Source organism: Phycisphaera sp., from assembly GCA_025916675.1.
Lineage (GTDB): Bacteria > Planctomycetota > Phycisphaerae > Phycisphaerales > UBA1924 > JAHCJI01.
Genome location: CP098402.1, coordinates 268,078 through 289,447 on the forward strand (window position 1 = coordinate 268,078; position 21,370 = coordinate 289,447).

Here is a 21,370-nt window from a genome sequence, read left to right on the forward strand (position 1 = left end):
CCGAAGGTAAGGACAGTCGGACGCGTGCAGTACCACGCGTCCAAAAGCCCAGGCCCGCCAGAGAAGGCGGGCGGCGAGAGGACGCAGGACGATGCACAACGAACGACGCATGAACACGATGACGCGGACCGCCAAGCTTGCGCTGCTGGCCGGTGCGGTGGTGGGAGCCATGGCCCTGACCGGTTGCTCGGGCAGTGGTCGCACCGCCAAGGAAGCCCGGATTAACGCTGCCGAGCGCATGGCCGGCATGAAGAGCGGTACCGAGTGGGACATGGCCCGCCAGGCCTTCCTCTCGGGCGATCCTCAGAAGGCCCTCGACCACATCGATCGCTCGATCGCGCTCAACGACAGCGTCGTGCGCTCGCACGTGCTCCGCGGCCGCATCATGATGGAACTGGGCAACTTCGAGGAATCCATGGCCTCCTTGGGGAAGGCCGAGATCCTCGATCCCGAAGACGTCGACACCCAGTACTTCCTGGGGGTTGCCTACGAACGCATTGGTGAGAAGGAGAGTGCGATGGAACGCTACCAGCGCGCCGCCGAGCTCGACACGGCCCGTGCCATCTACGCCGTCGCCGCCGCCGAGATGCTTATTGACATCGGCCGCACCGACGACGCCGAGACCTACCTCAAGGATCGCCTGGAAATCTACCGGCACAACGCCGGCCTGCGCCAGACCCTGGGCCACATCGCCATGATGCGCAACGATGCCGAGCAGGCGACCGAGTGGTTCACCGAGGCCCGGTTCCTGGCTCCGGATGATCCCGGTGTGCAAGAAGACCTCGCCCGCGCCGAGCTGGCCTCAGGCCGCTTCGCCGAGGCAGAGTACAACCTCGCCGAGCTGCTAAGCAAGGAAGAGTTCGAGACCCGCCGCGACCTCCAGCACATGCGTGCCCGCTGCCTGGTCGAGGTCGATCGCCCCGTCGAGGCCCGCGACGTGCTCGTGAGCCTCACGGAAACCAGCGGCGGCGAGAAGGACCTGGACGCCTGGATCCAGCTCGGCCACGTCTGCTACCAGCTTCGCGACATGGCCCGCGTGCGTCGCGCCGCCGGCCGCGTCATCGCGCTGGCCCCGCAGCGCAGCGAGGGCTACCTGCTCCGCGCCCTGCAGCAGCGCGGCACGGGCGACCTCGACGGCGCCCTGGCCAGCCTCGACCTGGCCATCCAGCGCAGCGAGAGCGATCCCGCGCCGCTCATCCTGCGGGGCCTCATCGCCCAGCAGGCCGATATGCCCGGCCTGGCCCGCTCCAGCTTCGAGGCCGCTCAGAAGCTGGACCCCGAGAACGAGAGCGTCACCCGCATGATCGCGGCCCTCGACGCGCAGTACGCCAAGACCTTCGTCGGCGTGCCCGACGACGGCCAATAAGCCTCGACTCAATCAGCCGTTCGCACGTCGGCGATCTCGCCGCGCACCGAACGGCGACCGCGGTACTCTTCGACCCTGGGCGTGATCACCACGTCCAGGGTCGTTCCGTTCTTGATCTTCTCGGCGTGGCGGCCCCAGCCCCAGCCGACGAGCTTGAGCGTTGAGCCCGCGTCGTCGCGCACGAACATCGACAGGTGGGCGCTGCTCGAACCCATGAGCGTCGGCGGCTGGGACACGTGAATGCCCCGCAGCCGCAACCGGGGGGTCGGGTTGCCGCGCCCGAACGGTCCGAGCTTTTCCAGCGTCAGTATGCCCTTCTCGTCGAGCTCGTGCAGCCCCGCGTCGGCGTCGATTCGGACCTCGGGTGTCAGGTCTTCAACGGTCAATCGCGAATTCGCATGTGCGACCATCGCCTCGATAAAAGCCCCGAGTCGATCGGACGACACGCGCAACCCGATCGCCGCGTCGTGGCCGCCGAAGCCTTCGACATGATCCGCGCACGCGTGTACAGCGCCGTGCAGGTTGAAGCCCGAGATGCTGCGCCCGGATCCCTTGCACACGTCCGCGTCGCGCTGCATCAGGATCGTCGGCCGCCCGAACCGCTCGACCAGCCGCGAGCACGCGATGCCAATAACGCCCGGGTGCCAATCCTCGTGCGCGAGCACGATGGCCCGGTGCTCATCCCGATCCATACCCAGCCGCACGACTTCTTCGCACGCCTGCTCGACGATCCGCTTCTCGATCGCCTGCCGCTGCTGGTTCAATTCGTCCATCGTGTCGCAAATGGCCGCGATCCGATCCTCGTCGCCCGTGGTCAGCAACTCGATCGCCTCACCCGCGTCGGCCACCCGTCCCAGCGCGTTGATGCGCGGCCCGAGGCGGAACCCAAGGTCGCCCACGCCCACCGGCCGATTCTCACGCACGCACCGCCCGGCCAGCGTCGCCAGCCCGCGAATCCGCGTCCGCCGCATCAACGCCAGCCCGTGCGTGACGATGATCCGGTTCTCGTCGATCAGCGGCGATACGTCCGCGACGGTTCCCAGCGCAGCCAGCGGCAGCAGGTCCAGCAGCAACGCCCGGGGCCCCGGTGCCGCCCGGCCGCCCTCGCCCGCCATTGTCGCCATCCGCCACGCTAGCTTGAACGCCACGCCCGCCCCGCACAGCCCCGCGAACGGGTAGGCCGAGTCGGGCCGCCCAGGGTGTACCACGGCGTCGGCCTTCGGGAGCTCGTCGGCGGTGGCGGGGGGGTTGTGATGGTCGGTCACGATCAGCCGTACGCCCAATTCCCGGGCCCGCGTGGCCGGCTCGTTGGCGGTGATCCCGCAGTCCACCGTCACGATGACCCCGGCTCCGTCGGAGGCCAGCTTCTCGATCGCGTGGACATGCACGCCGTAGCCGTCCCGAAGGCGGTGGGGCACGAAGTGTACCAGCCTCGCATCGGGGCAGAGTTCGCGGATGATGTGGTGCAGGATGGCCGATCCGGTCGTCCCATCGACGTCGTAATCGCCATAGATCGCGATTACCTCGCCCGCCCGCCCGGCCTCCAGCAGCATCTCGGCGGCCTTGTCCAGGTCCGGGATGCCCGAGGGGTCGTGCAGCCCGGTCAGCTTGGGCTCCAGGCTCGCCGCGTCGAGGTGGGGCCGCCCCGCCAGCACCCGGGCCACCAGAGGCGGCAGCGAGGCGTCCAGAGGCCCAGTGGGCTCTGGCAGCCGCCATCGCTTGGTCAGGCCACGAAGGTTGGTGGCCGCGTCGGATGGGGCGGTGGGGGGCATGGCCGTAGACTAGCCGGATGGTTAAGCTCAACAAGATCTATACCCGCACCGGCGACGACGGCACCACCGGTCTAGGAGACGGCTCCCGCGTGCCCAAGGCCGATCCTCGCGTGGAGGCCTATGGCACCACCGACGAGGCCAACGCCGCCCTGGGCCTGGCCGTCATCGCCTGCAAGGACGCCGGCCAGCCCGCCGCGGGGTTCGTGTCCATCCTCGAGTCCCTCCAGCACGACCTGTTCGATTGCGGGGCCGACCTCTGCACGCCGATCAAGGACGATGGCAAGGAGAGCGAACGCCTCCGGGTCATCCCCAGCCAGATCGATCGCCTGGAGGCCCTCATCGACCGCTTCAACGAAGACCTCGAGCCCCTCACCAGCTTCGTGCTGCCCGGGGGCACGCCCGCCGCAGCCGGCTTGCATCTGGCCCGGACCATCGTGAGGCGGGCCGAACGCCTGGCCACGGCCACCCTGGAAGCCGAGCCCGACGAAACGAATGCCAACGTAATCCGATACCTCAACAGGCTGAGCGACCTGCTGTTCGTGCTGGGTCGTATTGCCAACCCCACCGGCGACGTGCTGTGGAAGCCCGGCGCGAATCGAGACTCTCACTAGCGAACCAAGACACCAACATGGCCACCGCCAACTTCACAAGCGAGTTCGCACAGGAGTTCGACGTCGAGACGGGGCAACTGCTGCGCCGGCGGTTCTTGTGGTTTCTGGGGTTCAATCTCGCGTTCTGGGCGATTGGCTTATTCGCCGTGCTGATGTTCTGGGGCGAGTTCTCGAAAGCACCGTTGTCCACACGCGTGTGGACCTTCATCATCGCTGGCGTCGACATCTCCGTGTATGTCTGGTTCTTCCGCCGCGTGCTGCGTAGCCGCCCCGACAAGCCCGCGATCCTCCAACTCACGCGCATACTCCTGCTCTACGTCGGCACGATCGGGCTCGCCCAGTACTTCCTGGAAGTTCCAGGAACGAGTTTTGCCATCGCGGGCTTCCCGGGGGCAACGCTCAACTTCGGCATGGCGTTCTTCTTCGCGTGCCTGTTCTTGCCCTGGTCGCCCAAGGAGGTCTACCACACCATCGGCGTGGTGCTCGCCCTCCACGCCGTCGTGCTAATGGCGGTCAACCTCCCGCCGAACGCGAACTGGTTCTGGTTGATCTTCTTCCCATTCTTCGTCGGGCCCGGCTTCGCCGTTTGTGCTGTCAAGCACTCCGCCCGCATGCGTAGCTTCAAGATGCGGTTCCTCTCGGCCCGCTACGGCGAGGTCCGCCGCGAGATGACCGACGCCCGCCGCATCCACGAGGACCTCTTCCCCGAGCCTCGCGACGTGGGGGACATGGTCTTCCGCTACACCTACCAGCCCATGCGCCAGATCGGCGGCGACTTCCTCTTCTTCCACGAGAGCCCGGGCATCGAGGGCCGCGTACCCGTCAACGTCGTGCTCATCGACGTCACCGGCCACGGCTTGGCCGCCGCACTCACGGTCAATCGTTTGCACGGCGAGCTCGAACGCATCTTCGCCGAGAACCCACACGCCGAGCCGGGCCACGTGCTGGGGTTGCTCAACCGCTACGTCCATCTCACCCTCGCCCAGCACAGCATCTACGCGTCGGCCGTCTGCCTGCGCATCGACCCGACCACCAACGAGCTCACCTACGCGAACGCCGGCCACCCACCCATGTTCCTGCGCGGTGTTGACGGCACCATCGAAGAGCTCGACTCGACCGCCATCGTGCTCGGTGCTTGCCTGCCCGAGGACTTCCACGCCGACCCGCAGGCCCATACCTTCATGCCGGGCGACATGCTCATCGCCTACACCGACGGCGCGATGGAGGCCCGCAACGACAAGGGCAAATGCATCGGCCGCCAGTGGCTCACCGCCATGATCGCCGCGGCGAACTGCGAGCCAGGCGACTGGCCCCGCCGCATCATCGGCGAGCTCGACACCCGCCGCCACGGCGTGCCCGAAGACGACACGCTGGTCATCGAGGTCCAGCGGCGGCTGGCAACCGATGCGCCGACCCAAGAGGCCGCCGAGGGCAGAAGGCAGCATGTCTGAGGCCACCGACCCGCCTCCGGTGCCGGCCTGCACGCGCGTGTACGTGCTCGCGCCGTGGATCATCTCCGCCATTAGCGCCCCTGTCGCACTCATCGCGCTGGCTTTCCGCGCGGGCGGCTCGGCATTCTTCTTGACTTCGTACGGCCTGCTCATGCTGGCCATCGGCGTGCCCGCGGGCATCGTGTCTGCCCGCGTGGCGTACGTCGCGGCGGTCCACGCCGGCGGGTGCAACGGCCGCCGCGTCGCCGCACGGTACTTCCTGTGTGCCATCCTGCTGGTTGCCGCGGCCATGGCGGTGATGCTGCCGGTGCTCGGCTAGCTCGAAGCCCGCATTGCACGCCCAAACCCCTCGCCACCGGGTGCGAAGGAGCACCCAGCAAAGGAGCCCGCCCATGCCCTACGTCAACGTCCGCATCACCCCCGCCGCCTCGCGCGACCAGAAGGCCCAGATCATCGCCGAGATCACCGATACTCTGGCCCGCGTGCTCGACAAACGCCCCGAGTCCACCCACATCGTCATCGACGAGGTCGACGAGCAGAACTGGGGCTTCGCGGGCGTGCCAACGGACGTGTACCGGGCTGGACATTCCGAGTGATCACTCCCCCGGAATATAACTAATCGCCCCCTCGAACGGGCTGCTCGCCGTCGCGTGCAGCTTCTTTTCGATGCGGCCGCTGCGATAGCTCAGGTACCCCGCCTCCAGCGCCATGCGCATCGCGTGGGCCATCGCCACCGGGTCCTTCGCGTGCGCGATGGCGGTGTTCAGCAGCACGCCGTCGGCTCCCAGCTCCATCGCGACCGCCACGTCGCTCGCGCTGCCCACGCCCGCGTCGACGATCACGGGATAGTCCGGGTCGTTCTCCTTGAGCGCCTCTAGACACAGCACGATGTTGGCCTGGTTGACCACGCCCCGCCCACTGCCGATCGGGCTGCCCGCCGGCATCACGCTGGCCGCGCCCAGATCCTTCAGCCGCTTGGCCACGATCGGGTCGTCGCTCGAGTACACCAGCACCTTGAAGCCATCGTCGACGAGCGTCTTGGTCGCCTCGATCGTGCCCACAGGGTCGGGCAGCAGCGTGCGCTTGTCGCCCAGCACCTCCAGCTTCACCCAGTCCTGCCCCGTGTTGTCGATCTGGCTCAGCAGCTCGCGCCCCAGCCGCGCCACACGCACGGCGTCATCGGCCGTGAAGCACCCCGCCGTGTTGGGCAGGATGGTGTACTTCCCGGTGTCGACATAGTCCAGCAGGCTCTCACCCTTCTCGTTCACCAGCCGCTCGCGCCGCACCGCCACCGTCACCACGCGGCAGCCGCTGGCCTCCAGGGCCCGCTGCATCAGGTCATAGCTCGCGTACTTGCCCGTGCCCACAAACAGGCGGCTGTCCACCGTCCGGCCGGCGATCGTCAGGGGGTTGATGAGGCTGGAGGCGTCGGTGGATACGGGGCTAGTCGCGGTCATCTCCAAGGGTAGGTGCGGGCACAGGGCCCCTCATTTCGTCCGATAGCCCATCACTTGTCCTCGGCGTTCGCGTTTGCTCAGCAAGCCCAAGCCCGAACCCCCCGAACGCCGATCGTGTACCGTTGGGATCGCCCCGGCTCGGATGCGGGGGTCGCCACCAGGAGATTCGGTATATGTGTGGAATAGTCGCCTACCTCGGCCACCGCCAGGCCCGCCCCCTGCTCATCGAGGGCCTCAAGCGCCTGGAGTACCGCGGCTACGACTCGGCGGGCATGGCCGTCATCGACGGCGGCCTGCATGTCGCCCGGGCCGTCGGCCGCGTGGCCAACCTCGAGGCCATGGTCGAGGGCGACGCCACCTTCGAGGGCACCCTGGGCATCGCCCACACCCGCTGGGCTACCCACGGCGGGGTCACCGACGCCAACGCCCACCCGCACCGTGACGACAAGAACGGCATCGCCCTGGTCCACAACGGCATCATCGAGAACTACAGCGCCCTGCGCACCTACCTCACCGAGCGCGGCCACACCTTCACCAGCGAGACCGACACCGAGGTCCTGGCCATGCTCATCGGCGAGCTCTACGACCCCGAGCACTGCATGGACCTGGAAAAATCGGTCCAAGCCGCGCTGCGTGAGGTCACCGGCGCCTACGCCATCGCCGTCGTGTGCGAGAACGAGCCCGACACGCTCGTGTGTGCGCGCAAGGGCAGCGCGCTCCTGGTTGGCGTGGGCAACGGCGAGTATGTCGTCGCGTCCGATCCCTCGGCCATCGTCGCCCACACCAACCAGGCCTTCCCACTCGACGATTACAACGTCTGCAAGATCACCCGCGAGAAGTTCACGACCAGCACGATCCACAACGTGCCCGTGACGCCCCGGGTCGAGCAGCTCGAGCTCGACCTCGAGCAGATCGAACTCGGCGGCTACGCCCACTTCATGCAGAAGGAGATCTTCGAGCAGCCCGCCGCCCTGCGAAACTGCATGCGGGGTCGCCTCAACAGCGACGACGGCATGGTCGTGCTGGGCGGCCTTCGCCAGTTCGCGCCCCAACTCGTACGCAGCCGACGCGTTATCCTGGCCGCCCAGGGCACGGCCCTGCATTCGGCCATGATCGGCGAGTATCTCCTGGAGGACCTCGCCAAGATCCCCGCCGAGTGCGAGTACGCCAGCGAATTCCGCTACCGCAACCCCATCATCGAAGAGGGCACCGTCGTTGTCGCCGTCAGCCAGAGCGGCGAAACCGCCGACACGCTGGCGGCCCTCAGCGAGGCCAAAGAACGCGGCGCATTGGCGCTGGGCGTGATCAACGCCGTGGGCTCGAGCATCCCTCGCATGACTGATGCCGGCGTGTACCTGCGGGCCGGCCCTGAGATCGGCGTGGCCAGCACCAAGGCGTTCACCGCCCAGGTGGCCGTGCTCACGATGATCGCGCTGTTCATGGCCCGCCGCCGCTTCATGAGCCCCGAGCAGTGCGGCAAACTCATCAAAGAACTCGAACTCATCCCCGACAAGATCGAGAAGGTCCTCGAGCTCAACGACTCCATCCGCGCCATCACCGAGAAATACATCGAACGCGAGAACTGGCTGTTCCTTGGCCGTGGGTACAACTACCCGACCGCCCTCGAGGGTGCGCTCAAGCTCAAGGAGATCAGCTACATCCACGCCGAGGGCATGCCCGCCGCCGAGATGAAGCACGGGCCGATCGCCCTGATCGACGAGGGCATGCCCGCGGTCTTCATCGCCACCCGGGGAAGCCAGTACGAGAAGGTCATGAGCAACATCAGCGAGGTTCGCAGCCGCGGCGGCCACGTCATCGCTGTTGCTACCGAAGGCGACCGGGAAATCGGCAACCACGCCCAGGATGTGTTCTACATCCCCGACGTGCCCGAGTGCCTCAGCCCGATCGTCGCGGTCGTGCCGCTGCAACTCATGGCCTATCACGCCGCGGTGCTACGAGGGCACGATGTCGACAAGCCGCGCAACCTGGCCAAGAGCGTGACCGTAGAGTAAGTCCGGTTCGATTCGGGCATTTGTACACGTTCACCCACAATCGGGCCGACACTACCGATCGGAGTAGGAGTCGCCTGTCGCGTCTGATTGCACGCCTATTGACAACGCTATGCCCACCCCACCCAATCGCACCAAGATCGAAGCCGCCGCACCTTCACTTCCCGTCGAGGTCTTCGCCCACGACACCCCCGGCACCCGCCTAGACACCACTCGTCTCTCGATTCGCCCCGCGACGCCCGCCGATACCGGCCCGTTCGAGTCGGCCATCGATGCTCTGATCGCGTCGGGCGATGGCGCCAGCGGCGTCAACCTGCCCGGCGAGCAAGCACGCCAGATCGTCAAACGCCAACTGGACCTGACCGCCAAGGGGTTGCGCACCGGGGGTGCCCTCCGCCGGGCCATCTTCGATCGCAACGACGGTGAGCAGACCGTCCTTGGCGCGTGCAACCTCATCACCATCGAACGCGGCCTCGAGTGGTACGCCGAGCTCGCATTCTGGCTCACCCCCGATGCGCGGGGCAAGGGCATCGCTCGCGAGGCTTGTGCCGCCGTCACCGAGCACGCGCTCAACGACCTGCCCAAGGGCCTCGGTGTTGCCTCGGTTCGCGCGTACGTCCAGCCGGACAACACACGCGCCCAGGCGCTGCTCTCAGGAATCGGTTTCGTCCACCAGCCCGAAACCCAGGAGCACAAGATTACCGGGGGCCACCACCGCACCCACGAACTCTGGTGCCTTACGCTCAGCGAATAACGGCCACCATTCGGCCTACACGGCCACTTCTTCGCGCAAGCATGCCTCGATCGCCTGGCCGTCGGCGCAGCTTCCGAGCCGCTCGCGAAAACCCTCGTGCATCAGCCGGCGGGCGAGTGCTGCGAAGATCTTCAGATGTGCCGCGCCACCACCAGACGCTTCCCCGTCGGGCATCGCCAAAAGCAGCACCGTGTGCACGGGCTTCCCGTCCATGGCGTCCCAATCCACGGGCTCGGCCAGCCTCACCGCCGCAAGCGTCGGCCACCGAACCGCGGCGCACTTGCAGTGCGGCACCGCGAACCCGTGCCCGAGCCCCGTTGAGTACGCCGCTTCGCGCGCCCACACCGCTTCCTCGACAGCACGGGGCTTGTCCGTTCGACCAGAGATCCCAAGCAGGTCGACCACCGCTTTGATGGCCTCGGCCTTGCTGACCGCGTCGACGCCCACTTCGATGCACGCCCGATCAACAACCGCCGGCGCCTCCAATTCCGCGCGCCACGCAAAGTCCGCTAGCAGCCCACGCACCTCGTCGGCATGATCCAACTCGCACGCCCGACGCACCAGCTCCCGGCACCGCCCCGCATCCGCCTCATACACTGCCAGCTTGATCGCACCAACGTCCCCGGGTCCAGCGCTGACCTCGTCCACTCCGAGCCCGAGCATCAGCGGCACGTTCTCAACGCGTCCTGCCATCTCGCCGCACACACCCACCCACAACCCGGCCGCCTTCGCGTCGTTCACGATCCGCGTCAATACCCGCAAGAACGCCGGCTGTAACTCGTCGCACAGGCCCGCCACGCCCGGGTTCCCGCGGTCCGCCGCCATCCAATACTGGCACAGGTCGTTGGTGCCGATGCTCACGAAGTCCACGTGCGGCGCGAATCGATCGATGGATAACGCGACCGAAGGAACCTCGACCATCATCCCGATCTGGGTCCCGCTCCCGATTGTCTCCACGTGCTCACGGAACCACACCATCTCTCGTACGTTCGCCACCATCGGCACCATGATCTTCACCGGCCGCCCATCGGCAACCGCCAGCATCGCCCGCAATTGCGCTCGCAACAGCTCGGGTTGTCGCTGGTAGAGCCGAACGCCGCGAATACCCAGGAACGGATTGTTTTCTTGGCCGGATCCGAGATACGGTGCAGGCTTGTCGCCGCCGATATCGAATGTTCGCAGGATCACCGGCTTGCCGCCCGCCGCCTCGATGACCGCCGAGTACACCTCGCGCTGCTCGTCCTCCGGTGGCGGTGCCTCGCGTTCGAGGTACATAAATTCCGTACGAAACAACCCAACCCCATCCGCGCCGTTGCGGATCGCCATTGCCACCTCAGCCGCATCAACAGCGGTCACACCAACCTCGACGAGCTGGCCGTCGACCGTTCTGGCGGGCTGGCAGACGACGGGCAACACCCTCGCGCGCCGCCGTTCGTCCACCCATCGCTCGCGTTCGTAAAACCTACGGACCTCTTGGTTCACGGGCGAGATCACGAATCCGCCATCCCCATCGACAACGGCGGTGTCACCTGGGTGGACGACCGCCGGCGCGCCCGCCACGTCGATCACGCATGGCAGCCCCATGCCGCGTGCCAGGATCATCGTGTGCGACGTCCGCCCGACGCCTCCGAGCACCAGCCCTCGCAAGTGCCCACGATCCAATGCCAGCAACTGATTCGCCGTCAGCATCTCGGCGAACACCACTGAGCCCTGCTCCAAGGCCGGGCACGCCGCCGCCATCGACCCGGGCAACAACCGTTCGACGAGCTGCATGGCAATGTCGATCACGTCGATCGCGCGCTCCTGCACGTACGCGCTCCGCACGCCGCGCAGTTTTGACGCCATCTCCTCGGCCGCCCCGACGACCGCCCGCGCCGCCGTCTCGCCCTCACGCACGCGAGACTCGATCGCCGCCCACAACGCCGCATCACCCGCAATCTGCGCGTGCGCCCGCAGCAATGCCGCCTCGGTGGCGTCGTTCGATTCGGAAGATCGCCGTGCCAGTTCGTTCGAAGCAGAGTCCACCGCCCGGCGTGCGTCACCAAGTTCGGCATCAGGGCCGCGAGAGCCCGCGTCGAGTGCGGCCGCGGGCAACGACAGCCCACCCACGCACACCGCCGTACCCATGCCCGCGCCACCGCCCGCCCCAACTCCCCGGATGTGCTCCACGCCCAGCATCCGCAACACCGGCGGCAGGCGGCATTCACTACTGGCGACTGGCACGTGCTCGTCTTCGTGCAACCCTGTCTCGATCAATTCGCGCAGGGCTGCTATCGCGGTTGGAGCGTCTTGCCCGTCGGCGCGGACCACGAAGCCATCCCCGCGCTGCAGATCGAGCCCCACGATCGACAGCACGCTCCGCGCGTCGGCCGATTCGCCATTCTCTCGCTCGATCACGATACTCGACACGAACCCCGCCGCCGCCTCAGCCAGCACGCTCGCCGGCCGGGCGTGCAGCCCGTTGGCCAGGCGGCACACGAAGCGATGCTCGGCCTTCGTCGCCATCACCCACCCGCACGCGCCAGCAGCGCCTCGGGCTTCTTGATCGCCTCGGACACGCTCGCCTGGATGATCTTCTTGCCCTCGAACCGTTCCTTCTGTTCCACCTCGATGTCTACCGCGAAGATCACGACGTCCGCATCGGCGATGGCCTGAGCGCTAAGCTCGTTCTCGATCCCCATCGAGCCCTGCGTCTCGACGCGGATTTCATGGCCGGCCCGCTTGGCAAACGTCTCGATCTGCTCGGCGGCCATGTAGGTGTGCGCAATACCCGTCGGGCAGGCCGTAACGGCAACAATCTTCATACCGAGTCTCCTACGCGGACGCCTCTTCGGGTGGCAGCCCACCGGTCAGTTTCTTCACAGCCAGAACCGCCGCCGCCGTCACCACGGTGCCCAGCACAATGGCGACGATATACATCAGCTTGTGCTCCACAACAAACAGCACGATCGGACCGCCGTGCGGCGCGTGGTTGCCCACTGCGGCCAGCATCGCCGTCACGCTGGCGGCCATCGACCCCAGCATGATGCACGGGATCACGCGCAACGGATCGGCCGCCGCGAACGGGATCGCTCCCTCGGTGATGCCGATCATGCCCATGCCCAGCGCGGCCAGGCCTGCCTCGTGCTGGTCCTCACGCCACATCTTCCGAGCGATCACCGTTGCCAGCCCGAGCCCCAGCGGCGGCGTGCAGATTGCCGCGGCCACGGGGCCCATGATCAGGATGTTCCCGTCCTGGATCAGTCCCGCCGCGAAGAAGAATGCGACCTTGTTCACCGGCCCGCCCATGTCAAATGCGATCATCGCCCCGAGCAGCGCCGCCAACAGCACAGCGCTGCCGCCCTGCATGCCTTCAAGCCCCGCGGTCATCCACGCCATCAGCGCCGCGATAGGTGGCCCGATGACGAGCAGCATCAACACACCGATCACTAGCGCGCTGATGACTGGGATCACGAGGATCGGCATCAACGGCTTGACAAACTTGTTCGCCGGAATCTGCTTCAGCCCCAGCACCACATAGCCCGCGATCAACCCCGCCACGATAGCACCGAGGAAGCCCGCGCTCACCGACTCGCTCGCGTTGTCCCACGGCACCACCAGATTCCCACTGAACCATCCGCCCAACATGCCCGCAACGAGTCCCGGCTTGCCCGCGACCGAGTACGCGATGTACCCGCCCAGCACCGGCAGCATGAGCGTGAACGCCGCGCCACCGATAGCCAGCGTGGTGAGCAGAATGTTCCGTGCCCACTCGGGCTCGAGCAGCGCCAAGCTCTCGCCGAGACCCATGCCCTCGATCTTCGGTGCGAACGCCAGCGACAGCGCGATCAGAATACCGCCGCACGCGATGAACGGGATCGCGAACGACACCCCCGTCAGCAGGTGCTGCCGCAGCTTTTTCAGTTCTTGCACGATCGCGTCCATCGCCAGCCCCCAGTCCATGCCCGGACCAACCCGCCCGAAGCGCCAATCGTACCAACAAACCCCACTCGAAGCCGCACGACCGCCCTGCCGCGCAATCTGCCGGTCATCCACCCACCCCTGGCCGACACGCCCACCAGCCGGGGTACCATCGATCTCGACGGGTTCACTTCACGGATTCGGGGGCCAAACGCCCCCAACAGACGGAGCAAGACGATGAACAGCATCATCCGGGCGGCGGCGGGCATGGCGGTGGCAATAGCCTCAACCCTCGGCCACGCCCAAGATCAGGTCGAAAACACCCGGCCCGACCCCGCCGACATCGATCTGACCGAGCCCACCCTCTTCGTCGTCGGCTACGCCCACCTCGACACCCAGTGGCGCTGGACCTATCACGACACCATCCGCGAGTTCATCCCCAACACGCTCCACCACAACTTCGACCGCTTCGAGAAGTACCCCGGCTACGTCTTCAACTTCGGCGGGACCCGACGCTTCCGCATGATGGAAGAGTACTACCCCGAGGACTTCGAGACCCTCAAGAAGCATGTCGCCGAGGGGCGCTGGTTCCCCTCGGGGTCCGCCGTCGATGAGAACGACGCCAACGTGCCTTCGGGTGAGTCCCAGATCCGCCACGTGCTCTACGGCAACAAGTACACGCGAGACACCTTCGGCGTCACCAGCAGCGAGTTCATGCTGCCCGACTGTTTCGGCTTCCCCGCCGCCCTGCCCAGCCTGCTGGCCCATAGCGGACTCAAGGGCTTCAGCACCCAGAAGCTCACATGGAACGCCGTCACGCCCATCCCCTTCAAGGTGGGCGTGTGGGAAGGCCCCGACGGCAACTCCATCATCGCCGCCCTCGATCCCGGTGCCTACGTCGCCGACGTGCGCACCGATTTGTCAAAGGACGAGAGCTGGTTCCAGCGTATCAACAATAACGGCGAGGAATCGGGTGTCTACGTCGACTACCACTACTACGGCGTGGGCGACCAGGGCGGCGCACCCCGCGAGCCGTCGGTCGCACTCGTCGAGCAGAGCGTGGCCAACAGCAAGAACAAGGACGCGAAGATCAACGTCATCGCCCAACGGGCCGACATGATGTTCGAGGCCATCACGCCCGAGCAGCGAGCCGCCCTGCCGACCTACACCGGTGAGCTCCAGCTCATCGAGCACTCGGCCGGCAGCATCAGCTCCCAGGCCTATATGAAGCGCTGGAACCGGAAGAACGAGCAACTCGCCGACGCCGCCGAGAAGGCCGCGGTCGGTGCGATGCTCCTCGGCGCGCGCGACTATCCCGGCCAACGCCTGCAAGACGCCTGGGAGTTGGTCCTGGGCTCGCAGATGCACGACATCCTGCCCGGCACCAGCGTGCCGCTGGCCTACGACCTTTCCTGGAACGACGAGGTCATCGCCGCCAACCAGTTTGGCGCGGTCCTGGCCGACTCGGCCTCGGCCATCATCGGCGCGATGGACACGACCGCCCAGGGCACATCGGTCATCGTCTTCAACCCGCTCTCGTGGGATCGCCACGACCTCGTTGAGGCCGAAATCCCCTTCGAGGGCGAAGCGCCCAAGGCTGTCGTCGTGCTCAACGCCGAGGGCGAGCCCGTGCCCGCCCAGGTGCTCTGGGCCGATGACCACGGCGTCGCCCGCATCGCATTCACGGGAACCGTCCCCTCCATCGGCTTTGCGGCCTTCGACGTGCGGCTGAGCCAGAACGAGTTCCCCGGCCGCTCCAGCGAGCTGAGCATCACCCCCGACGGCCGCCGCCTGGAGAACGGCAACTACATCGTCAAGCTCAATGCGCGCGGCGACGTGGAGTCCATCTTCGACAAGCAGGCCGACACCGAGCTACTCAGCGCCCCCGCGCGCATCGGCCTGCACTACGAGAACCCCAGCCAGTGGCCCGCGTGGAACATGGACTGGGCCGACCGCCAACTGCCCGCGAAGGCTTTCGTCGGAGAGAGTGGCCCGGTCAGCGTCGAAGTCATCGAGAACGGCCCCGCCCGCGTCGCCGTGCAGGTAACGCGTGAGGCCGAAGGATCGACCTTCACCCAGCGCATCCGATTGGCAAGCGGAGGCCAGCGCGTCGAGTTCGACACCGACATCGACTGGAAGACCCGCGAGCGCAGCGTCCGCACCGCCTTCCCGCTCACCGCAAGCAACCCGACGGCCACCTACGACATCCACCTGGGCACGACCGAACGCGGCAACGGCCACCCGAACCAATACGAGTACCTCTTCCACCAGTGGTTCGACCTGACCGATACTTCGGGCGACTTCGGCACGACCGTGATGTGCGACAGCAAGTACGCCGCCGACAAGCCCGACGACAGCACCGTCCGCCTCACGCTGCTGTTCACCCCCGGCGTGCGCGGCGGCTACCCAGACCAGCAGAGCCAGGATATCGGCCGCCACCACGTGCTCTACGCCGTCCAGGGCCACGCTGGAGATTGGCGCGAGGGGCGCAGCTTCGCGAACGCCGCCGGCCTCAACCAGCCACTCATCCCGTTCCGCACGACCTCGCACGCTGGCGACCTGGGCAAGTCGGTCTCGCTCCTGAGCCTGAGCAGCGATACCGTGAGCGTCCAGGCCATGAAGAAGGCCGAGGACACCGGCGAGATCGTGATCCGTCTGCGTGAGCAGTCGGGCCAAGCAGCGAACAACATCTCCATCGGGAGCGATCTCGGGATGATCTCCGGGGCCCGGCTCGTCGATGGCCAGGAGCGTGCTCTCGCCGATCTCACGATCAATAACGGTGCGATCGAGACGGACATCGGGAGCTATGGCCTCCAGGCGATCGCGCTGACCATCGACGAGGTTGCGACCCGAGCCTCCAAGCCCGAATCCCGGCCCGTCCGGTTGCGGTACAACACCGATGCTATCAGCACCAACGCCGACCGTACCGCCGGCGGCATGGCGAGCGGCCGCTCGTACCCCGCCGAGCAATTGCCCCCGGCGCTGACGCTCGGCGGCGTTGAATTCCAACTCGGCGAGGCCGACGAGAACAACGCGATGGCGTGCCGTGGCCAGGAGTTGCAACTCCCCATGGGCGACTTCGATACGCTCTACCTGCTGCTGGCTTCGAGTGACGATGACGCCCACGCGTTCGTCAGCATCAACGGCGACGAGCACTATCTGGGAGCCCCGGCCTGGGACGGCTACGTCGGCCAGTGGGACCACCGCGAATGGCCGGGCGACGTGACCGACCCGCGCTATCCCTGGGGGCGCAGCGACATCATCGGGTTGACACCGGGTTTCATCAAGCCCGACGAGATCGCCTGGTACGCCTCGCATCACCACTCTGGTGGTGAAGACGCGATCTACCGCTACTGCTACGTGTTCCGCAAGAGCATCGAGCTGGCCGAGGGGACCCGCACCGTCACGCTGCCCGACGATCCGCGCATCAAGATTCTTGCGGCCAGTGTGGCGCGTGTCGGTGCGACCGCCGAGCCCGCCCGTGCGTTGTTCGATACGCTGGACGACCACCAGCAGCGACCACCCGTGATCGAGGTCGCCGGCGTGCCCACCGGCCGCAACGGGGCCTATACCGATACTATCGAGGCGACCATCGAGCCCAGCCTGTACTGGCAACCCGGCTCGTTCCACTACACCACCGACGGCTCGAAGCCGACGACGGATTCCCCCGTGTACTCTGGTGCGATCACGCTCACCGAGACCACCACGATCAGCACCGCGGCCGTCGACACCCAAGGGACACTGGGGCCCGCCCAGACCCGGACGGTCCGCGTGGTTGACGAGACGTGCCCGAGCGTGCGGAGCGTCCTTGCGATGTACGAGATGCCGCAGATCCGCGTTGAGTTCTCCGAGCCGGTGAAGCAACTCGGGCCGGGAAACTTCGAGCTCGATCCGAGTATCGCCGTGCGGCGTGTGGAGATGGACAACGACTTCCGTGCCGCGACGATCGACCTGGCGAGTGCTCCAGAGATGGGCACGCCCTACACGTTGCTCACTCGTGCGGTGCAGGATCGCTCGCCGGCCGGCAACGGGCTCGATACACATCGCCAGACCTTCGTGATCTCGGGGCCGGTGTTCTCGCTGGAGACGATCGACAAGAGCCAGTACGGCTCGACCATCGAGAACACGCCAGGCCTTCCTGTCAACGCCGGTGACCCATGGACCATCAACGTGTGGGCGAAGATGGAGGGGCAACCGACGAACCACACGGTGCTGGTCGGTTTCGGCAACTGCGACGCGCGCAATGGCGGGCAGGCGCGGTACCTCACGAAGTTCGCCAGCGGCGTCCACATGTGGAGCCATAACCAGGACGTGCCCAGCCGGACGCAGTACGACACGGGCCGGTGGCAGATGATCACCGCGACCTACGACGGCCGTGTCGGCAAGCTGTACAAGGACGGCAAGCTGATCGGCCAGCGCACGGTGCGGCTGTCTGATGACGCCAACCTCATCCAGATCGCCCCGCTCGACCCGTGGGACCGGCGGTACCAGTTCGGGGGCGACCTCGCGGGCCTGACCATCTGGGACCAGGCGCTCACCGAGCAGGCCATCGATACGTTGCTCGATAGTTCCCCGCGATGATCCGCGCCTGCATCGCCATCGCCCTGCTGGTCGCCGGGTGCGTCGACGCACATCCGACGGTGCCAACGGTGGCGGAGGTGCGCGTCAGCCAGGGCGAGCACGGCGGCGTGGTCGAGGTCATCGTGACACACGACGCGCTGGCGTACGCGCTCAACGACACGTCGGCCCGCGTCATGGATTGGCAGATGTACGAGCTGCTCGAGGGCCCGGCCGACACACTGGCCGCGGCGCTGCGGGATGGGCGTGAGCGGTTTGCGGCCGGGTTCGAGTTGATCGCCGATGGGCGTCGCATCCCGTTTGACATCGTGGAAGCCCCCACGCTGGGTGCGGTTGAAACCTGGAAAACGGAGAACCCGTCTCTTCGGCTGCCCGTCACGATGGAATTTGTGTTGCGTGCGGGGCTTCCGACGGGCGCGACCGCCCTGTCGATGCGTGCGCCCCACGTGCTCGATGGGGTGTTCCTGGTTGTACACCGGCCGGGGACCGAGGCGGTGTACCTGCCGCTGGGTGTCGCCGAGGTCTCGCCGGCGGTTGACGTGTCGATGGTGGGGGTGCCCGAGCCAGAAGGTGGGAATGGGGGGACGGGCGAGGAAGCTGTCATTGTGGAATCGCCGGGCTGGCTCGGCATCGGTTGGCGGTACGTGGTCCTGGGATATCGCCACATCGTGCCGGAGGGAACGGACCACCAATTGTTCATATTGGCGTTGTTCCTGTTGAATACGCGACTCAGAGATCTGCTCTTGCAAACATCGGTCTTCACCCTGGCGCACACGTGCACGCTGGCCGTCGCATCGCTCGACGTGGTGCGCGTCTCTCCGGGAATCGTCGAGCCGGTGATCACCGGGTCGATCGCGTTCGTGGCGATCGAGAACGTGTTCGTGACCGAGTCGCGCCCGTGGCGTGGCGCGACGGCATTCGTATTCGGGCTGGCGCACGGCTTGGGTTTTGGGACCGAGCTCAACACCATCGGCTTGCCGCGGGACCAGCTCGTACTCGGTCTGGTTGGCTTCAGCGTTGGCGTGGAGGTCGGGCACGCGACGATCCTCGTGGTCGCCTTTGGGATCTTGGGCTGGTGGCGGGGGAAGGATTGGTATCGCACCCGAGTAACGCTGCCGCTCTCGGTGGTGATCGCCGCGATCGCGCTGTGGTGGCTCGTCCAGCGGCTCTCGTGAGTACGCCGGCCGCGTTATGGACGCTCCGTTGCGTGCGGCTGGGCTTATCAGACTGGCCCCAGTCGTGCTTGGTCCGCACAGGCAGACCCGGTCGAGCGATGGTCGTCGAGACCATTCCATCATCCGTTAAGGGGGACCGATTCCATGCTGGCGAAAGGGGTCCAGCGTGGCAGCGAATGGCCAGCCGAACAACTCCCATGCTGTGAGCTCCGATTATGGTGCTGACGCTGCCGATTTAGCGCGCCAGCTCGAGACCGTAACACAGGATCTCCGGCAGAAGAGCGAGCGGCTCTCGGAATTGTCCGAATCGGCCCATCGATTCGTCGAGGATGTGGCTCATGACTTTCGCACGCCGCTGACGGTCATCCAGGAGTTCGCTTCGATCATGGCCGACGGAATCGGCGGCGACGTGAACGAGAAGCACCGCGAGTTTCTGGACCTCATCTCGTGCGCCACGCGGGACCTGGCCGAACTCGTTGACAATTCCTTGATAGCGGCAAGCTGCGTGCCGGCACGCTGCGGGTCGATCGAAGGGCCCATGGTGTGGACGCGATCCTCGATTCTTGCTGGTCCAGGCTGAGTGAGCGGGCACGTACGCACGGCATCGAGCTCGTGCGTGAGACCGGCGCGGATCTACCCGAGGTCTACGTCGATCTGGAGCGGGCTCGACGCGCCCTCACCAACCTCGTGGTCAACGCGATCAAGACCGCACCGCCGGATTCGCGCGTGGTGGTTGGTGCCCATCTCGATGGTCCGGAGGCCGTCAGGCTGGATGTGATTGATCACGGTTCGGCGCTGACCCCCAACCAACTCGCTCGCGTGGGCGAGTGCTTCCGCCCAGATACGGTATCTCACACGAAGGAGACCAAGGGCTTCGGCCTTGGGCTGAGCGTGGTTGGCCAATTGGCCTGTATCAATCTTGGGTCGGCCTCGGTTCGCAGTGAAGAAGGCGTCGGAAACACGCACTCGTTCACGATGCCCATCGCTCGCACGGACGTTGTTGTTCGGCGGTATCTCACGTGGATCTCGTCGATGGATGAGACCTCGACATTGTGCGCATTGCGAGTGTGTGAGGTGACACCGACAGAACCTGACGATGGTATCCGGGCATTTCTCGCGTCGGTGTCTCGCGCGACCGATCTTGAGTTGCCGGCAATCGACGGCGACGGGTTTGTCATCTGTGGAGTTGGTTATAAGCCGGATGAATGGCGTGCGCGTGTGAGCGGGCTCTATGCCGAATCCGCACTCCGTGTTGGGCGGCTGGACCGCAGTCCGCTCGTGATCGACATCCTTGGCACACGCAACATCCGGGATTCTGAATCGTTCCTGCTGGAGCATCTCGCTTGCGAACTGGAGGCTCGACCCCATGCCGAAGTCCATTCTGATTGTCGATGACGAGCCCGCCATCACCGGGGCGCTCATGACCCGTCTTGAGACCTACGGCCACACGGTCTACCACGCCATCAATGGGCTGGCCGGTGTCGAGGCGGCGGCGATGTACGAGCCGGATATGGTCATCTTGGACGTTCGCATGCCGGACATCGATGGCTTCGAGGCGTTCGAGCGCATCCGCCGGATGCCGCGATTGAGCCAGATGCCGATCGTGTTCCTCTCGGCCCATGCTCAGGAGGACGCGCACCAGCGAGCGATGCAGCTCGGTGCCGTCGCGTTCCTGTCGAAGCCGTACGAGTCCGGCGACATCCTCAAGCTCATCGATAGTCTCGACGATGCCACTATCGGATCCGACGAAGTAACCGACGCCGCGTAATCGGACGTTCCAGGAGTATCGCTATGGCCAAGCCGACGCCCGGACCCACCATTCTCATTGCTGATGACGACGTCGCGTTGCTCGCCGCGCTCAAGGCGCGGCTGGAGGCCGCGGGCTACTCGGTTGCTGCCGCCCAGGACGGCTACTCGGCGATGGACCGGGCGGCCCACCTGTGCCCCGACTTGTTGATCCTGGACGTGGACATGCCCGCCGGTGATGGGTTCAGCGTCCAGTCGCGCATGAGTAAGATCGATGAGCTGGCGTCGACGCCGGTGATCTATCTCACCGGATCGAGCGACGTGACCATCGATCAGTCCGCGGCCTCGATGGGCGCCTTCGCGGTGATCCACAAGCCGTTCCAGACCGAGGACCTGCTCAGCACCGTGGCCAGCGCTCTGGCGCAGGCCGCCGACGCCTTGGCAAGCTGATACGGCTCTAGCTATTGAATCTTGTGTTCGGCAATCGCCGGCCCGCCTTGCCGGCTCGCGGTCTTCCCGCTGGTCCGCGAGCCGGGCCGGTGCCGCGTGTC

The 21,370-nt window shown here is 66.3% G+C and carries 18 protein-coding genes; 13 read left to right on the forward strand and 5 right to left on the reverse strand.

Annotated elements, in window-relative coordinates:
* The first annotated feature begins 91 nt into the window (after positions 1-91).
* Complete coding sequence (locus NCW75_01130; GenBank protein UYV12904.1) at positions 92-1,366, forward strand: hypothetical protein; 1,275 nt, start codon at positions 92-94, stop codon at positions 1,364-1,366.
* 8 nt (positions 1,367-1,374) lie between these two features.
* Here the strand turns inward: NCW75_01130 and recJ are convergent, their stop codons facing one another.
* Positions 1,375-3,138, reverse strand: coding sequence for a single-stranded-DNA-specific exonuclease RecJ (gene recJ / locus NCW75_01135; GenBank protein ID UYV12905.1), 1,764 nt, complete (start codon positions 3,136-3,138; stop codon positions 1,375-1,377).
* A gap of 17 nt (positions 3,139-3,155) precedes the next feature.
* Here recJ and NCW75_01140 point away from each other — a divergent pair, with 17 nt between their 5' ends.
* From NCW75_01140 to NCW75_01155, 4 genes are all read left to right on the forward strand, one after another.
* Positions 3,156-3,749 carry a cob(I)yrinic acid a,c-diamide adenosyltransferase gene (locus tag NCW75_01140; GenBank protein UYV12906.1) on the forward strand — a complete coding sequence of 198 codons (594 nt, stop codon included), beginning with the start codon at positions 3,156-3,158 and terminating at the stop codon, positions 3,747-3,749.
* Between the two features lie 17 nt (positions 3,750-3,766).
* The gene (locus NCW75_01145; GenBank protein UYV12907.1) at positions 3,767-5,200 is read left to right on the forward strand and encodes a serine/threonine-protein phosphatase; all 1,434 of its coding nucleotides are present in this window, start codon (positions 3,767-3,769) and stop codon (positions 5,198-5,200) included.
* Complete coding sequence (locus tag NCW75_01150; protein UYV12908.1) at positions 5,193-5,519, forward strand: hypothetical protein; 327 nt, start codon at positions 5,193-5,195, stop codon at positions 5,517-5,519. Before NCW75_01145 ends, NCW75_01150 begins: the two co-directional genes overlap by 8 nt.
* A gap of 73 nt (positions 5,520-5,592) precedes the next feature.
* Entirely contained in the window at positions 5,593-5,796 is a 204-nt protein-coding gene (locus NCW75_01155; protein UYV12909.1) for a 4-oxalocrotonate tautomerase family protein, read from the forward strand.
* On the opposite strand, the gene NCW75_01160 is transcribed toward NCW75_01155, so the two are convergent.
* The gene (locus NCW75_01160; GenBank protein UYV14211.1) at positions 5,797-6,615 is read right to left on the reverse strand and encodes a thiazole synthase; all 819 of its coding nucleotides are present in this window, start codon (positions 6,613-6,615) and stop codon (positions 5,797-5,799) included.
* 215 nt (positions 6,616-6,830) lie between these two features.
* Between NCW75_01160 and glmS the strand changes: the two genes are divergently transcribed.
* Both glmS and NCW75_01170 read left to right on the forward strand, forming a co-directional pair.
* Entirely contained in the window at positions 6,831-8,669 is a 1,839-nt protein-coding gene (glmS, locus tag NCW75_01165; GenBank protein ID UYV12910.1) for a glutamine--fructose-6-phosphate transaminase (isomerizing), read from the forward strand.
* Between the two features lie 109 nt (positions 8,670-8,778).
* Positions 8,779-9,420 (forward strand): GNAT family N-acetyltransferase, encoded by a 642-nt coding sequence (locus tag NCW75_01170; GenBank protein UYV12911.1) that lies wholly within the window; start codon positions 8,779-8,781, stop codon positions 9,418-9,420.
* A gap of 15 nt (positions 9,421-9,435) precedes the next feature.
* On the opposite strand, the gene ptsP is transcribed toward NCW75_01170, so the two are convergent.
* The 3 genes from ptsP to NCW75_01185 are packed head-to-tail and all read right to left on the reverse strand — an operon-like array spanning position 9,436 to position 13,362.
* Complete coding sequence (gene ptsP, locus NCW75_01175; protein ID UYV12912.1) at positions 9,436-11,925, reverse strand: phosphoenolpyruvate--protein phosphotransferase; 2,490 nt, start codon at positions 11,923-11,925, stop codon at positions 9,436-9,438.
* Entirely contained in the window at positions 11,925-12,224 is a 300-nt protein-coding gene (locus NCW75_01180; protein UYV12913.1) for a PTS fructose-like transporter subunit IIB, read from the reverse strand. The genes ptsP and NCW75_01180 overlap by 1 nt, the downstream gene beginning before the upstream one ends.
* Before the next feature lie 10 nt (positions 12,225-12,234).
* On the reverse strand, positions 12,235-13,362 hold the full coding sequence (locus NCW75_01185; GenBank protein UYV12914.1) for a fructose-specific PTS transporter subunit EIIC: 1,128 nt from the start codon (positions 13,360-13,362) through the stop codon (positions 12,235-12,237).
* A gap of 195 nt (positions 13,363-13,557) precedes the next feature.
* On the opposite strand from NCW75_01185, the gene NCW75_01190 reads away from it, so the two are divergent.
* The 6 genes from NCW75_01190 to NCW75_01215 all read left to right on the forward strand — a co-directional run bounded on the left by NCW75_01190 (position 13,558) and on the right by NCW75_01215 (position 21,269).
* Positions 13,558-17,901, forward strand: coding sequence for a chitobiase/beta-hexosaminidase C-terminal domain-containing protein (locus NCW75_01190; protein ID UYV12915.1), 4,344 nt, complete (start codon positions 13,558-13,560; stop codon positions 17,899-17,901).
* Positions 17,898-19,073 carry a HupE/UreJ family protein gene (locus tag NCW75_01195; GenBank protein ID UYV12916.1) on the forward strand — a complete coding sequence of 392 codons (1,176 nt, stop codon included), beginning with the start codon at positions 17,898-17,900 and terminating at the stop codon, positions 19,071-19,073. The genes NCW75_01190 and NCW75_01195 overlap by 4 nt, the downstream gene beginning before the upstream one ends.
* Positions 19,074-19,239: 166 nt before the next feature.
* Entirely contained in the window at positions 19,240-19,653 is a 414-nt protein-coding gene (locus NCW75_01200) for a hypothetical protein (GenBank protein UYV12917.1), read from the forward strand.
* Complete coding sequence (locus tag NCW75_01205; protein UYV12918.1) at positions 19,617-20,468, forward strand: ATP-binding protein; 852 nt, start codon at positions 19,617-19,619, stop codon at positions 20,466-20,468. Before NCW75_01200 ends, NCW75_01205 begins: the two co-directional genes overlap by 37 nt.
* A complete protein-coding gene (locus NCW75_01210; GenBank protein ID UYV12919.1) occupies positions 20,440-20,841 on the forward strand; it encodes a response regulator in 402 nt (133 codons plus the stop codon). Before NCW75_01205 ends, NCW75_01210 begins: the two co-directional genes overlap by 29 nt.
* Positions 20,842-20,864: 23 nt before the next feature.
* A complete protein-coding gene (locus NCW75_01215; protein UYV12920.1) occupies positions 20,865-21,269 on the forward strand; it encodes a response regulator in 405 nt (134 codons plus the stop codon).
* Positions 21,270-21,370: the final 101 nt, after the last annotated feature.